This window comes from Komagataeibacter oboediens (genome assembly GCF_003207815.1).
Classification (GTDB): Bacteria; Pseudomonadota; Alphaproteobacteria; order Acetobacterales; family Acetobacteraceae; genus Komagataeibacter; species Komagataeibacter oboediens.
This window is the reverse complement of record NZ_NKTX01000001.1, coordinates 243,782-257,794: the sequence shown is the minus strand read 5'-3', so window position 1 is coordinate 257,794 and position 14,013 is coordinate 243,782. Positions and strand designations below refer to the sequence as shown.

Annotated in this window: 19 protein-coding genes; 5 read left to right on the top strand and 14 right to left on the bottom strand. The window is 63.4% G+C overall.

The genetic code is table 11. From position 1 onward, the window contains the following. Positions 1-87 precede the first annotated feature (87 nt). A complete protein-coding gene (gene hpf / locus CFR80_RS01170) occupies positions 88-714 on the top strand; it encodes a ribosome hibernation-promoting factor, HPF/YfiA family (RefSeq protein WP_010513801.1) in 627 nt (208 codons plus the stop codon). A 114-nt stretch (positions 715-828) separates the two neighbouring features. Here hpf and CFR80_RS01165 read toward each other — a convergent pair whose 3' ends face one another. Both CFR80_RS01165 and CFR80_RS01160 read right to left on the bottom strand, forming a co-directional pair. Then, the gene (locus CFR80_RS01165) at positions 829-1,083 is read right to left on the bottom strand and encodes a DUF1150 family protein (RefSeq protein WP_029329361.1); all 255 of its coding nucleotides are present in this window, start codon (positions 1,081-1,083) and stop codon (positions 829-831) included. Between the two features lie 84 nt (positions 1,084-1,167). After that, on the bottom strand, positions 1,168-1,641 hold the full coding sequence (locus tag CFR80_RS01160; protein ID WP_010513805.1) for an Hsp20 family protein: 474 nt from the start codon (positions 1,639-1,641) through the stop codon (positions 1,168-1,170). Between the two features lie 215 nt (positions 1,642-1,856). On the opposite strand from CFR80_RS01160, the gene def reads away from it, so the two are divergent. The 3 genes from def to truA all read left to right on the top strand — a co-directional run bounded on the left by def (position 1,857) and on the right by truA (position 4,221). Further along, positions 1,857-2,399, top strand: coding sequence for a peptide deformylase (def, locus tag CFR80_RS01155; protein ID WP_010513806.1), 543 nt, complete (start codon positions 1,857-1,859; stop codon positions 2,397-2,399). A gap of 72 nt (positions 2,400-2,471) precedes the next feature. Next, positions 2,472-3,407 (top strand): methionyl-tRNA formyltransferase, encoded by a 936-nt coding sequence (gene fmt, locus CFR80_RS01150; RefSeq protein ID WP_010513807.1) that lies wholly within the window; start codon positions 2,472-2,474, stop codon positions 3,405-3,407. A 61-nt stretch (positions 3,408-3,468) separates the two neighbouring features. Next, entirely contained in the window at positions 3,469-4,221 is a 753-nt protein-coding gene (gene truA, locus CFR80_RS01145) for a tRNA pseudouridine(38-40) synthase TruA (RefSeq protein ID WP_181418151.1), read from the top strand. Positions 4,222-4,338: 117 nt separating this feature from the next. Here the strand turns inward: truA and CFR80_RS01140 are convergent, their stop codons facing one another. The 9 genes from CFR80_RS01140 to rpmH all read right to left on the bottom strand — a co-directional run bounded on the left by CFR80_RS01140 (position 4,339) and on the right by rpmH (position 11,425). Beyond that, entirely contained in the window at positions 4,339-4,986 is a 648-nt protein-coding gene (locus CFR80_RS01140) for a hypothetical protein (RefSeq protein WP_010513810.1), read from the bottom strand. Next, a complete protein-coding gene (gene dapE / locus CFR80_RS01135) occupies positions 4,986-6,143 on the bottom strand; it encodes a succinyl-diaminopimelate desuccinylase (RefSeq protein ID WP_010513811.1) in 1,158 nt (385 codons plus the stop codon). Before dapE ends, CFR80_RS01140 begins: the two co-directional genes overlap by 1 nt. A 23-nt stretch (positions 6,144-6,166) precedes the next feature. Next, positions 6,167-7,015 carry a 2,3,4,5-tetrahydropyridine-2,6-dicarboxylate N-succinyltransferase gene (dapD, locus tag CFR80_RS01130; protein WP_010513812.1) on the bottom strand — a complete coding sequence of 283 codons (849 nt, stop codon included), beginning with the start codon at positions 7,013-7,015 and terminating at the stop codon, positions 6,167-6,169. Between the two features lie 142 nt (positions 7,016-7,157). After that, positions 7,158-8,063 (bottom strand): acetylglutamate kinase, encoded by a 906-nt coding sequence (gene argB, locus CFR80_RS01125; protein WP_010513813.1) that lies wholly within the window; start codon positions 8,061-8,063, stop codon positions 7,158-7,160. A gap of 69 nt (positions 8,064-8,132) precedes the next feature. Further along, positions 8,133-8,801, bottom strand: coding sequence for a ribosome biogenesis GTP-binding protein YihA/YsxC (yihA, locus tag CFR80_RS01120; protein WP_010513814.1), 669 nt, complete (start codon positions 8,799-8,801; stop codon positions 8,133-8,135). Between the two features lie 12 nt (positions 8,802-8,813). Beyond that, entirely contained in the window at positions 8,814-10,571 is a 1,758-nt protein-coding gene (gene yidC, locus CFR80_RS01115) for a membrane protein insertase YidC (RefSeq protein ID WP_010513815.1), read from the bottom strand. Then, positions 10,571-10,867, bottom strand: coding sequence for a membrane protein insertion efficiency factor YidD (yidD, locus tag CFR80_RS01110; protein WP_010513816.1), 297 nt, complete (start codon positions 10,865-10,867; stop codon positions 10,571-10,573). The genes yidC and yidD overlap by 1 nt, the downstream gene beginning before the upstream one ends. After that, a complete protein-coding gene (rnpA, locus tag CFR80_RS01105) occupies positions 10,864-11,214 on the bottom strand; it encodes a ribonuclease P protein component (protein WP_029329363.1) in 351 nt (116 codons plus the stop codon). The genes yidD and rnpA overlap by 4 nt, the downstream gene beginning before the upstream one ends. Positions 11,215-11,290: 76 nt before the next feature. Then, positions 11,291-11,425, bottom strand: coding sequence for a 50S ribosomal protein L34 (gene rpmH, locus CFR80_RS01100; RefSeq protein ID WP_010507731.1), 135 nt, complete (start codon positions 11,423-11,425; stop codon positions 11,291-11,293). A gap of 152 nt (positions 11,426-11,577) precedes the next feature. On the opposite strand from rpmH, the gene CFR80_RS01095 reads away from it, so the two are divergent. After that, on the top strand, positions 11,578-11,805 hold the full coding sequence (locus CFR80_RS01095) for a hypothetical protein (protein WP_167513887.1): 228 nt from the start codon (positions 11,578-11,580) through the stop codon (positions 11,803-11,805). Between the two features lie 19 nt (positions 11,806-11,824). Here CFR80_RS01095 and gloA read toward each other — a convergent pair whose 3' ends face one another. From gloA to lpxA, 3 genes are read right to left on the bottom strand one after another with little or no spacing between them, the layout of a single operon-like run. Then, a complete protein-coding gene (gene gloA / locus CFR80_RS01090) occupies positions 11,825-12,214 on the bottom strand; it encodes a lactoylglutathione lyase (protein ID WP_010513819.1) in 390 nt (129 codons plus the stop codon). A gap of 13 nt (positions 12,215-12,227) precedes the next feature. Beyond that, entirely contained in the window at positions 12,228-13,094 is an 867-nt protein-coding gene (locus tag CFR80_RS01085; protein WP_010513820.1) for an LpxI family protein, read from the bottom strand. Next, on the bottom strand, positions 13,084-13,935 hold the full coding sequence (gene lpxA, locus CFR80_RS01080; protein WP_010513821.1) for an acyl-ACP--UDP-N-acetylglucosamine O-acyltransferase: 852 nt from the start codon (positions 13,933-13,935) through the stop codon (positions 13,084-13,086). Before lpxA ends, CFR80_RS01085 begins: the two co-directional genes overlap by 11 nt. Positions 13,936-14,013 lie beyond the last annotated feature (78 nt).

Below are 14,013 nucleotides of genomic sequence, written 5' to 3'. Positions count from 1 at the left end.
CCCCCAGGATTCATGACAACTGACTGAACGACGGTATCCCGTCTCCCGCATGCGACTGCGTTGTGATCATGTAAGGAGTTACCCCTTATGCACATCAGTGTTGCCGGAAAGCAGATCGACCTGTCCGATGCCCTGAAACACCGGGTAAGCGCCCATCTGGACCGCATTTCGGAAAAATATTTCGGGCAGGCCATGGAAGCCCGCGTTACCTTCAGCCGCGCGCGTTCGTTCTTTACCTGTGACATCAACCTGCATGCCACGCGTGGCCTGACCCTGCGCGGCGAAGGCGAGGCGGCAGACGCCCATTCCGCCTTCGACGACGCAGCCGAACACATTGCCCGCCGCCTGCGGCGCTATCACCGCAAGGCCACCAATCATGGCCACCTCAAGGTCCGCCAGCAGGTGCCCGAAATGGGCCGCGGTTACGTCCTGCGCCCCGGCATGGCCGAACCCCTTGCTGCAGACAGCGAAGACAGCGCCGCCGAAGATGAAGATGCATCGCTGCCGCCCGCAGGCCCCTACGCCACCATCATCGCCGAACACCCGACCGAAATCCCGGCCCTGAGCGTGAGCGAGGCCGTCATGCGCCTTGACCTTGCAGACAGCCAGATCCAGCTTTTCCGCAACACCAAGACCGATACCATCAACGTGCTGTACCGCCGCCCCGACGGCAATATCGGCTGGCTTGACCCCTCCATGCGTCAGGCGGGCTGACACGACAGGCCGGTTCGCGCCCCGCCGCGCGGACTGGCGACACCCGTCAACGCAAATGGCCCTGCCCCGCGAACCGGGACAGGGCCATTGCCTTATGGAATGTAATGAAAGGCGCTAGTGCAGGGGCACCGGCATCATTTCGTGCTGGAGGATGGCGTTGATGGCGGTTTCCCGGTCTTCCGTCACCGCCATGGGGGTTCCGTCGGCCGCGTGGATGGCGAATGCATCCTCGCCCTCGACCTCCACCTCACGGATGTAGGCTACCGATTCCATGCCCAGACCGCGCAGTTCCGACGTGCTGATGACAGGGGCCGCATTCACCGCATCATTCTGCAGCAGCACCCGACCATTCTGTGTTGTGACTCTCATCGCGTTATCTCCTGCATCATGAAGGGACGACCGTCCCTTTCCATCTGCATCGCAATACAGGCCGTTCCATTACGGCGTACGCTGTTATTCCTCGTCAATAACCCTCACCATACGTTGCTTGCGGCCGGCGGGTACGTCCACCACGGGCGCGACACGATCGCGCGATGGGGACGACGGTGCACGTCCGATCTCGATCTTGCGCACGCGCACTTCAGGCTGCGGGCGGGCCAGTTCGATATGCAGCAGGCCGTTATCCATCCACGCGCCGCCGACCTCGATTCCCTCGGCCAGGACAAACGCCTTCTGGAACTGGCGGGCGGCAATGCCACGGTGCAGGAAAATCCGTCCCTGACCGTCGTCACTCTGCCGACCGCGAATGACAAGCTGGTTGTCTTCCTGCGTAATGTGCAGGTCTTCCATGACAAACCCCGCCACCGCCAGCGTAATGCGCAGGGTCGTGGGGCTGACCTGTTCTATATTATAGGGCGGATACCCGTCCGACGCATTTTTCGATGCGCGTTCAAGCATCTGCTCCAGATGGTCAAACCCGAGGAACATGGGTGACCCGAAAACTCTTCCCGACAAATCGGCCTCCTCTGCTGCGAGCGAGACAAGAAACGGAAAAACGGACCCGAAACAGCATCCGCATCCCGTCCCTTCACGATATGGGAGAATAATAGCCATGCGCAAGGGGAGGACTTCGTGCCCGCGCCACGGCATTTTGGCCGCCTCCCCTCTGGCATCGCGTGTGGGGACACGCTAAATGGCAGTCTATGATTGATCATGATGTCATCGCTCAGGCGACCCCCATGCCGATCCTGGTCGCACCCCAGGCGGTCCTGCGCCAGAAAACCCGCCTTGTCCGCCCCGAGGACATGGACGAACTGCGCACCATCATTCCCCGCATGTTCGCCGCCATGTACCAGGCGCCCGGCATTGGCCTTGCCGCCCCTCAGGTAGGCCTTGGCATGCGGTTCGCCATTGTGGACGTGGCCGACAAGGATGAGGCGCGCAACCCGCTGGTACTGATCAACCCCGAAGTGATCGCCGAGACGGACAGCATGGCCGTGCGCGAGGAAGGCTGCCTGTCGCTGCCCAACCAGTATGCCGAGGTCATCCGCCCCGAAGCCGTGCGCGTGCGCTATCAGGACATGGACGGCAAGGCGCAGGAAATCGAAGCCGATGACCTGCTGGCCACCTGCCTGCAGCACGAGATCGACCATCTGGAAGGCATCCTGTTCGTCGATCATCTGTCCGCGCTCAAGCGCAACATGATCATGCGTCGCCTGGCGAAGGAACAGCGCCAGAAGCACTGATCGCCTGCCGCGATCACCCAGCCAGTCCCCGCGCCAGACGGGGGCCGGCCCAGCCTGAACGGACCCCCCGACATGCGACTGGCCTTCATGGGCACGCCCGATTTCGCGGTGCCCGCCCTGCGTGCCCTGCATCAGGCCGGGCATGACATCGTAACCGTCTACAGCCAGCCGCCCCGCCCTGCCGGACGCGGGAAGAAGCTGCGCCCTTCCCCCGTGCAGGTCGCGGCGGAAGAGCTGGGCATACCCGTGCGCACGCCCCGATCGCTGCGACGCGATACGGCGGAACACGCGTATTTCCGGGACCTGAAGCTGGATGTGGCCGTAGTGGCCGCCTACGGGCTGCTCCTGCCGGTGGCGATGCTTGACGCCCCCACCCGTGGCTGCCTGAATATCCATGCCAGCCTGCTGCCGCGCTGGCGGGGTGCCGCCCCCATACAGGCCGCCATCCTGGCCGGTGACAGGGAAAGTGGCGTCACCATCATGCAGATGGATGCGGGGCTGGATACCGGGCCCATGCTGCTGCGTGACCATGTGGCGCTGACCGATCATACCACCGCCACCACCCTGCATGACGACCTTGCCGCCATGGGCGGGCGGCTGATTGTCGATGTCCTGAACCGCCCTGCCTGTCCCGGCACACCGCAGCCTGATACCGGCGTGACCCATGTCCAGAGACTGAGCCGTGAAGACGGGCGTATCGACTGGACCCGCCCCGCCACCGACATTGACCGGCAGGTTCGCGCCCTGACACCTTGGCCAGGCACGTTCACCACACTGGAAGGACAGGTGATCAAGATCGGGGCCGTCAGCCCTGCGCCGGGCACGGTACACGCCGCAGCGGGCACGGTGGTTGATGACCACCTGCTGGTGGCCTGTGGCGGGGGCACGACACTGCGTATCACCCGCCTGCAGCGTCCCGGACGCGGCATGATGGACGCTGCCGATTTCCTGCGTGGGCAGGCCATAGCCCCCGGCACCCGCTTTGGGGTGGAGACGCCCGGTGACTGAAATCCCGCCCGCGCGTCCCGATGATGCTGCCCCGCCATCGGTCTGCCGGTGGGCGGTGCTGATGGAATATGACGGGCGCGGCTTTGTCGGCTGGCAGCGCCAGCAGGGGGATCACCTGATCTCGATACAGGGCCTGCTGGAAGATGCCGCAAGCAACCTGACAGCCGGGCGCACCGTTCGCAGCATCACCGCGGGCCGCACGGATGCGGGCGTGCATGCCAGTGGGCAGGTCGCACATCTGGATTTCCCCGCCGATGTCACGCTGTCCAGCGCCACGGTGCGGGATGGGCTGAATTTCTACATGAAGCCGCATCCGGTTGTCGTACTTATGGCGCGCCCGGTCCTGCCACACTGGAATGCGCGTTTTTCAGCCTGCTCACGCGCGTATCGCTACCGTATTCTCAACCGCCCGGCCCGTCCGGCGCTGGAAGAAGGCCATGTATGGCATGTCCGCACGCCGCTGGATGCGGATGTGATGCACAGTGCCGCCCAGTCATTGGTGGGACGGCATGACTTCACGTCCTTCCGTGCCTCGGCCTGTCAGGCCCGCAGTCCGGTGCGCTCGCTCGACCGTCTGGATGTCCGGCGCGAGGGCGCATATGTCGTGATCGAAGCCGAAGCCAGATCCTTCCTGCACCATCAGGTGCGCAACATGGCCGGGACACTGAAACTGGTCGGGGAAGGTCGCTGGGCACCCGAACGCGTCGAACAGGCCCTTGCGGCCCGCGACCGCCGCGCGGGCGGCCCGACCGCACCGCCTGAAGGGCTGTGCCTGACCGGCGTAGGCTATGGGGAAAATCCCTTCAGCCGCTGACCAGTGCAGTTGCCAGGGAAACAGCAATAAACGTTTCTGGTGCTGCCTTTTTCAGGAAGCTGCCGGGAGCGTCACCTTTTTATAAAAAAGGCAGCACCAGAAAACTTTTACATTTTATCAGTGGCCAGCGCCCTGTCCCTGCTGCATCAGAAGAGGATAGAGGAATTCATGCCACGCGCGCTGGTTGGGGGACAACACCCCGACCACTGCCGACAGCAGCCCAAGGCTGCCCAGCACGGCCAGTACCAGCACCACGGCCTGCCCCCGCCGCAGCAGCAGCCCGACGCGGGCGACATACCATGTCAGCCACAGGCTGTAACCGAACTCCACTCCGTTCAGGATCATTGCCCCCGTGCTGGATTCCAGCAGCTTGGGCGACGCCAGCGCCATAAGCAGCGCCACCACCAGCCCCACGAACAGTGTGACCCAGTCCGTCCACCATGCGGCCGTGATGTAGCGCAGCCACAACCCTTCGCGCTTCCACCGCCGCGCCAGCGCATGGGTAACAATGGCGGGCAGCAGGATCAGGCACAGCGCAAACAGTACCTTCACGCCGCTGATCGCCTGCGGCGCGGTGCCAATGGTCAGTCCGCCACCCACCAGCCACAGCGCAAGGCGGGGCGCCAGCGCCGACAGCACCGAATCACGCGTATTGCCAAAATAGGCAATACCTTCCGGGCGGCCCCGTCCCAGCAGCAGCATCCCCTTGAGGATCATGCCCAGTCCGGGTGCATTCGGCTCGGGCGATGTGCTGCGATCAGACATTAACGCATTACCTTTTCAAGAAAGCCGGTATAGATCGCCGTCAGCTGCTTCAGGTCAGACAGGCTGACATGCTCGTCCGTCTTGTGCATGCTTGCCCCCACCAGCCCGAATTCCGCCACCGGGCAGTACCGGCTGATGAAGCGGGCATCCGACGTGCCACCACCGGTATCCAGCCTGGGCACGTGCCCAGTCACCGCCCGCACGCTTGCACGCAGGGCTTCCACCGGAGCGCGGGGTTCGGTCAGGAAGGATTCGCCGCTGATGGATATGCCAATTTCAGCCTTGGGCGCATGTCGCACGGCCACGGTCCGTATCCAGCCGGCAAGGTCGGCACCGCTATGCAGGTCATTGAAGCGGATGTTCAGCCGGGCCGCGGCCTGTGCCGGTATGACATTGGTGGCCGTATTGCCCACGTCAAGACTGGTGACCTGCAGGCTTGATGCCTCGAACCATTCGCTACCGGCATCCAGCGGGGCTGCCGTCAGTTCGCCCAGCAGCGCCAGCAGGCGGTGGACCGGATTATCCGCCCGGTGGGGATAGGCCACATGTCCCTGCGTGCCATGCACGACAATGTGGGCGTTCAGGCTGCCACGACGGCCGATCTTGATGACTTCACCCATCTCACCGGGATTGGTGGGTTCACCCACAAGACAGAAGTCGGGAATCTGACCTTCGGCTTCCATCCATTCCAGCACGCGCACCGTTCCGTTGGTGGCGGGGCCTTCCTCATCGCCCGTAATCAGCAGGCTGATCGATCCCTGTGGATGCGGCGTCCTGTCCAGATACAGCCGGACGGCGGCGACAAAGGCGGCGATACCCCCCTTCATGTCGCACGCACCACGACCGAACAGGATGCCGTCATGGATATCCCCGCCAAAGGGATCATGCGCCCATGACGCCACATCCCCCACCGGCACGACGTCCGTATGCCCGGCAAAACACAGGTGCGGGCGCCCGGTGCCAAGGCGGGCAAACAGATTGGGGGTCCGCGCCGCCCCGTCACCAAACGGCAGCAGCTTTACGCTGAAACCGATCTGTTCCAGCACGCGGGCCAGCGCGGTAATGCCGCAGCCATCATCAGGTGTAACGGAAGGGCAGCGGATCAGGTCACGCGCAAGGGCGACAACGCCGCCGGGGTCCTGTTCCGTATCCGCCATTCCGCCATTCCCCATGATGCTGCTCAGCCGCGCAGCAGGTCGTTGATCGAAGTCTTGGAGCGCGTGCGTTCATCCACGCGCTTGACGATCACCGCGCAGTCCAGCGACGGCAGCGGCTTGCCATCGGTGCTGGTGGCCTGACGCGGCGGCAGCGTGCCGGGCACGACAACGGAATAGGCCGGAACGCGGCCCATGAAGACCTCACCCGTGTTGCGGTCGACAATCTTGGTGGATGCGCCAAGGAACACGCCCATGGACAGCACGCTGCCGCGTTCGACCACGACACCTTCGGCCACTTCCGAACGCGCGCCGATGAAGCAGCCGTCCTCGATGATGACAGGGGCCGCCTGCAGCGGCTCCAGCACACCACCAATGCCCACGCCGCCGCTGATGTGGCAGTTCTTGCCGATCTGCGCGCAGCTGCCGATCGTGACCCACGTATCGACCATCGTGCCGCTATCGACATACGCACCGGCATTGACGAAGCTGGGCATCAGCACGACACCCGGCGCGATGAACGCGGAACGGCGCACGATGGAACCCGGCACCGCGCGGAAGCCCGCGGCGGCGAACGCGGCCTGATCCCAGCCCGCGAATTTCAGCGGCACCTTGTCATAGCTGGACGCGCCCGCGCCGCCGCCTTCGACAATCCGGTTGTCATTGAGGCGAAAGGACAGAAGCACGGCCTTCTTCAGCCATTCATTGACAACCCAGCCACCCGCGCCCGGGGTCGCGACGCGCAGCTTGCCTGAATCCAGCGCCAGCAGCGCCGCCTCTACGGCATCACGATCCGCGCCGGTTGTCGCGGTGGACAGCGTCTCGCGACGCTCCCACAGGGCCTCGATCTGGCTCTGGAGGGATGTATCGGTCATATTTGCAAAATCCTGTCTTGGGCCGGCTGCCCCGGCGGGTCATGCCGGGGGCCTTCGGTATTGAATCGCCTGCGGACCATGCGGAGGATCAGGGGCAATGTCAACGCAACGCCCCTGCCCACATTACCCGATCCAGCGCGGTTTACCCACCCCGGATCAGTGTGCCCGGCCCGGCTTCCGTAAACAGTTCCAGCAGGCAGGAATGCCTCACGCGGCCATCAAGGATGACGGCGGCCTTCGCACCGGCGCGCACGGCCTCGAGGCAGGTTTCGACCTTGGGGATCATGCCGCCCGAAATCATGCCACTGGCAATACCGCGACGGGCATCTTCCGCCGTCAGTTCCGGGATCAGCCTGCCATCGCCATCCAGCACGCCGGGCACATCCGTCAGCATGAGCAGCCGGCTGGCATTGACCGCGCCCGCAATGGCGCCAGCCGCCGTATCGGCATTGATGTTGTAGGTTTCGCCCTGCTCGCCCGCGCCAATGGGGGCGATCACCGGGATCAGTCCCGAACCGGACAGCGCATAGATCACGCGCGGATCGATACGGGTGGGTTCCCCCACGAAACCAAGGTCCAGCAGGCGGTCGGTCTCGACACCGGCCTCACGCGCGCGGCGCTGGAGCCTGCGGGCGGAAATCAGGCCGCCATCCAGCCCCGAAATGCCGACCGCCAGCGCACCGGCCCGGTTGATCAGGCCCGCGACCTGCTTGTTCACCTTGCCACCCAGCACCATCTCGATCACGTCGATCATGGCGGCATCGGTGACGCGCAGGCCGTCGATGAAGGTCGACTCAATCTGCAGCCGCTTGAGCATCGCGCTGATCTGCGGACCGCCGCCATGCACCACGACCGGGTTGACGCCCACCTGCTTGAGCAGCGCGATATCATGGCCAAACGCAGTGGACAGCGATGTATCGACCATCGCGCTGCCGCCATATTTGACGACAACCGTATCCCCGGCATACCGGCGCAGGTAAGGCAGCGCCCTGGCCAGAACCTCGGCCCGTACCTGTGCTTCCTGGTCGCCCGATTGCGTTCCTGTCATCCGAACGTTCCCTTCGCTCCTGACTGCTGAATACCATGGCCCACGGGTGGGACCAGACGTATGGCCGCCTTATACCGGATTGGCCAGCCGTGCGAGTTCCGCTCGCAGGTCCTCGATCCCCATTCCGGTTTCACTGCTGGTTGCCAGTACGTGCGGATATGCCGCCGCATGCGTGGCCACGATGCCCGTGACTTCACGCAGCTTGGCCTCCAGCACGGCAGGCTTGGGCACGTCGCACTTGGTCAGTACGACCTGAAAGGTCACGGCAGCCCGGTCCAGCATCTTCATGATTTCCTGGTCGGTCGCCTTGACCTCTACCCGGCTATCCAGCAGCAGCACCACGCGGCGCAGCGTCGGCCTGCCGCGCAGGTAGGAAAACATCATGCCCTGCCAGTCTTCCTTGACCGCCTTGGCTGCCTTGGCAAAACCATAGCCGGGCATGTCCACCAGCGTCAGCCGATCAGCCAGTTCAAAGAAATTGAGCTGCTTGGTCCGTCCCGGCTCGGACGATGCCCGCGCCAGTGCCCGCCGCCCGGTCAGGGCGTTGATCAGGCTGGACTTGCCGACATTGGACCGCCCGGCGAATGCGATTTCCGGCAGCACGGGATCGGGTAGCTGACCAAGCTTCTGCGCGCCGAACACGAAATTGAATTCACCAGCGAACAGCACGCGACCGATTTCACGGTCGCGTTCCATTTCTTCCGGTGTCGGCGCGGAGGAGGCAAATTCCACCATCATGGTCCCCGTAAGTTATTTCTTCCCGGCCGGAAGCTTCGGCTTCGCGGGTGCCTTGGCGGCGGGCGTGCCCCTGTTCATCCGGCGCTGGATCAGCGTCTGCTGCGCCATGGTCAGCAGGTTGTTCCAGCAATAGTAGATCACCAGTCCCGATGGCTGGCGCGCCATGAAGAACGTGAAGATGATCGGCATGAACTGGAACATCTTCTGCTGCGCGGGATCAGCCGCCGGCGCCGGGTTCAGCCGCATCTGGGCAAACATGGTCAGTCCGAATGCGATCGGCCACAGGCCAAGCTGGAGCATGGGGGAGATGACCGACGGATTCCATGGGATCAGCCCGAACAGGGTGAACAGGTTTGTCGGGTCAAAGGACGACAGGTCATGGATCCAGCCGAAGAAAGGCGCGTGCCGCATCTCGATGGTGACATACAGATCCTTGTACAGGCACCAGAACACCGGGATCTGCAGCAGCATGGGCAGGCAGCCGCTGGCCGGATTCACGCCTTCCTGCTTGTACAGCGCGATCATCTGCTGGTTCAGCGCCATCTGGTCGTCTTTGTAACGCTCACGCAGGGCTTTGATCTTGGGCTGGAGCTGTCGCATCTTGCCCATGGAATGGAACTGCTTGGTCGCCAGCGGGAAGAACAGCGCCTTGACCAGCAGGGTGAACGCCATCAGGGCCAGACCAAAATTGCCCAGCATGGTGTTCAGCCAGTCCAGCACCGTAAAGATCGGACGGGTCAGGAAGGCAAACCAGCCGAAATCGACGGCTTTCCAGAAATCGGGGATATGCAGGCTGGATTCATATTTTTCCAGCAGTGGCACTTCCTTCGCCCCGGCAAAGACGTGGCTGGCGGTTGTCGCATCGCCCCCGGCCGCAACAACCAGCGGCGCGCGCGCGGTAAAGCCGACATCATAAATGCCCCTGTCCCCGCCCGTAGGCTGGTAGGCATAGGTGCCCGCTACATCGCTATCCTGCTGCGGAATGACGGCAGACAGCCAGTATTTGTCAGTAATACCGGCCCAGCCGCCCTGACCTGCCTTGGTCCAAGCAATATTGCCCGGCGGCACTGCGCCCTTGCGCAGGGATTTGTACGAACTTTCATCCAGTTTGTGGTCAATGACGGAAATCGGCCCTTCATGCACAAGGTAGCCGCCGGTCTCGACCGGGGTATAGGCCCGCTCCACACGGGAGAACGGATACAGCGAGACCGCTTCCCCCCCATGGTTGATCACCTTCTGCGTGACCGAGAACATGTAGTTCTGGTCAATCGCGATGCTGATCTGGAATACCTGCCCCTGTCCATTATCCCACGACAGGGTAACGGGCTGCGTCCGGGTCAGGGTATCGTGGTCGGCAGTCCAGACGGTGTTGGCATCCGGCACGCTGACATGGCCGCCACTGACATTGGTCCAGCCCACCTCGACCAGGTTGGGTTCCGCCTGCCCGCGCGGTTCCAGCACGCGCACCAGCGGGCTGCCGTCCTTTACGGTCTCATGATAGTTCTTGAGCACAAGGTCATCGAGGCGCGCACCACGCAGGTCAAGCGAACCATGCACGCGGTCGGCATCGATCGTGACGCGCGGGTCGGGCTGCCCCGTATCCACCGGGGCTGCCGCCGTGCCATCCCCCGCCGCTGAGGCGGGGGCCGGTGCGGGCGTGGGGGCCTGCTGCTCGACCGTTTTATGGTTCTGCTGTGGCAGGAAATACTCAAAACCAACCAGCACCACGGCAGACAGTGCTGTTGCCACCATAAAACGCTTGATATCCATCAGCGACCCGCCAGACTTTTCGTGTTTTTCATGGAGTCATGCATGTCACAGCCGCAGGCCGTGGCAGGAACGGGGTCATGGCCACCCGCATTCCAGGGGTTGCAGCGCAGGATGCGCCAACCCGCCAGCACACTGCCGCGCAGGGCCCCATGGTGGGCGATCGCGTCACGTGCGTAATGACTGCATGAAGGAGTGAAACGGCAATGCGCGCCCCATACGGGACGGACCACCAGCTGATACGCGCGAATGACCGCGCGCAGCATATGGGCAGGCAGGCTGATGGAAGACGTACTCACGATTCTTCCTTCACTCCCGCCTTGCGCAGGGCCTTGCGGTAATCGCCCATCAGGGCATCAAACCGCCGCCTGCATGTACCAGACCGGCCAATCACCACGATATCGACGCCCGTAAGCGCCTGTTCGCGGTCCAGCAGCCGGACCACCTCACGCAGGCGCCGCCGCGCCCTGTTGCGCACGACGGAATTGCCTACTTTCTTGGTTACGGTAAAACCGTACCGGGCAGCCTGCGTGTCACCGCGTTCAAGCGCCTGCAGCACCAGTCCCGGAACGGGGGCCTTGCGGCCCTTGGCCGCAACCCGCAGGAACTCAGCGCGTTTCTTAAGGCGCGTGGACTTATCGGCCACTTTCAGCCGCCCCTTGTGTAGAGACATTCATGGTTCCGGACACACAGGTACCCGGAACGTACAGACGTCACCTGCCTCAGGCAGAAAGACGCTTGCGGCCCTTGGTGCGACGGTTTGCAACAACCTTGCGGCCACCAACGGTTTCCATACGCGAACGGAAGCCGTGGCGACGCTTGCGGACCAGCTTCGAGGGTTGATACGTGCGCTTCACAACGGCACTCCCAGATTGACAATGACAGACAGGTTACGGAATAAATTCCAACAGGCCCCGTACGCTACGGAAACCCTGAGCCGCGCCTTATACTGATGCTTTCGGGCAACGTCAATGCTGCTCCCCTCCCGCACCATAACCGGATGATTTTCATGACCAGCCCTGCACGCGACTCTGCCGCCACGACCGATGAAATGCTGCGACAGCACATTCACGACATCCGTGGCCACCTGTCCCCCGCCATGCTACGGGCGGATTCGCTGGCCCTCAGCAAAGATGCGCATACGCGACAGGCGGCACAGGACATCCTGGCGGCGCTGGACGCGGCGACCAGGGAACTCAGCGCCATGCGCCGCCTGCTTTCCACGCGCACGCCATAGGGAGACGTCGCGCCCGGCCTTACGGTTTCTGGATCAGTTCGATCTTGTAGCCGTCCGGATCTTCGACAAAGGCGATGAAGGTGGTACCGAACTTGACCGGCCCCGGTTCGCGCGTGACCTTGCCGCCACCCGCGCGTACCTTTTCCACCAGGGCGGTCACATCGGGCACACCAAGGGCGAAGTGACCGAATCCGGTGCCGACATCATATCCATCATCCTGACCCCAGTTATAGGTCAGTTCGATTTCCGCCTGCCCTGCCGCATTATCGGCATACCCGATGAAGACAAGGGTGTATTTCCCTTCCGGCACGTCCCTGCGACGCAGTTCACGCATGCCCAGCAACTGGTAGAAATCAAGGCTGGCTTCCAGATTGCGCACGCGCACCATTGTATGCAGGTAGGTTCCCATCTGACATTTCCCTTCAGTCCGTTTTTTTATCTTCGCCACCAATCCCGGTCAGGAACAGCCCGGCCTCATCCGCCATGGCAATGCAGGCCGCGGGATCGGTTATCAGCGTCGCGCCCGCTTCAATCGCGATTCCACGCAGGCCCGCGGCCAGGGCGCCCGCAACCGTCCGCGGGCCGATTGTTGGCAGGTCAGCACGGCGTTCCTGTTCCGGCTTGGCCATTTTGACCAGAACGCCCCCGGGACGGTCGGGTTGCCGCAACCCACCCACGCGTTCCAGCATGCGGTCCGTGCCCTCAAGCGCCTCGACCGCCAGCACGAGCCCGCCCTGCACCACGCATCCCTGCCCGATATCCAGCCGGCCCAGTTCGCGCACCACGCGACGGCCGAGCACGATATCGGTCCGCGCCGCGTCATCCGGACCGACCGCCCCCATCACGCCCCGGCGCGCCAGCGAACCGGACAGGTATTCATGGGCGCCACGGATAGTGAAGCCCTCTTCGCCCAGTACGCGCACGATCGCGCCAAGCAGGCCGTCATCACCAGCAAACAGCGCCTTGCCGATACGGGCCAGAATCCGCGCGCCCGTCGCATCGGGCCGCAGGTTGACAAGGGAGGGCCGCCGCACCGGGCCAATCAGCACAAGGTCACGACAGTGATGTTCATGTAACGCGGACAGGATTTCACCCGCCGCCGCCAGCCGGATCATGCGGTGCGGCCAGTGGTCGATCACCTCGGGCTGGGCAAACCCCTGAAAGCCGACAATGAAGACCCGACCACCCGCCTGCTCCACCGCACGGGCTACCTGACCGGGCAGCGGGCCACCACCGGCAAGGATACCGACGCACGGCCCCTGCCGGTTGGGTGCCTGTTCAGGCGCCATCGCTCTCGATCATGTCCCCGCTCTGGACACGCACAAGGCCACGATGGCTGGGGGCAGCAATGAAATCGAGAATTTCAACCACCCGGGCATCATCGGCATAGGTCTGGCGCACATGTTCCAGCCGGTCCTGGAATACCGCGCTGGTCGCGTGGGCGGCCTTGGGGTACAGCGCACGGAACGCCTGACGCATGCGCCGGATCTCGTCTGGCTGCACGCCATTGCGGCGGAGCCAGATCCAGTGCAGCCCCACCAGCCGCGCCCGGTTACCCAGAACGCTGCCATACGGGATCACATCCGCTTCCACGCCACACACACCACCGACCAGTGCCGCATGGCCAATGCGCACGAACTGATGCAGCGCAGCCGCCCCCATAATGCGGGCATCATCGCCAATCACCACATGGCCACCCATGACCACGTTATTGACGATAATGACCCCACGTCCCAGCGTGCAGTCATGCGCCACATGTGAATTGGCCATGATCAGGCAGTCCGGACCGATACGGGTCACACCTGTCCCGGTGGCGGTGCCCCGGTGGATGGTCACGTTTTCACGGATAATGGTGCGGGCACCCACAATGCAGGAGGTGGGTTCACCCCTGTATTTCAGGTCCTGTGGCGCCATGCCGACAGTAGTGAATGGATAGCACACCACCCCTTCGCCCAGAGTGGTGCGTCCATCAACCACCACATGGGAAATCAGTTCGGCATTATCCCCGATTTCGACATCCGGTCCGATCGAACACCAGGGCCCGATACGCACGCCGCTCCCGATACGCGCACGGCTGGATACAATGGATGACGGATGGATTTCAGGCGCTTTTCCACGCCGTTCATCCATTTGGGTACCGTTAGATGAACTTCCTGCCAGAATAGCCTCCATCCCCGCAAGTAACTGTGGCCAAAAGACCCGGAAGCG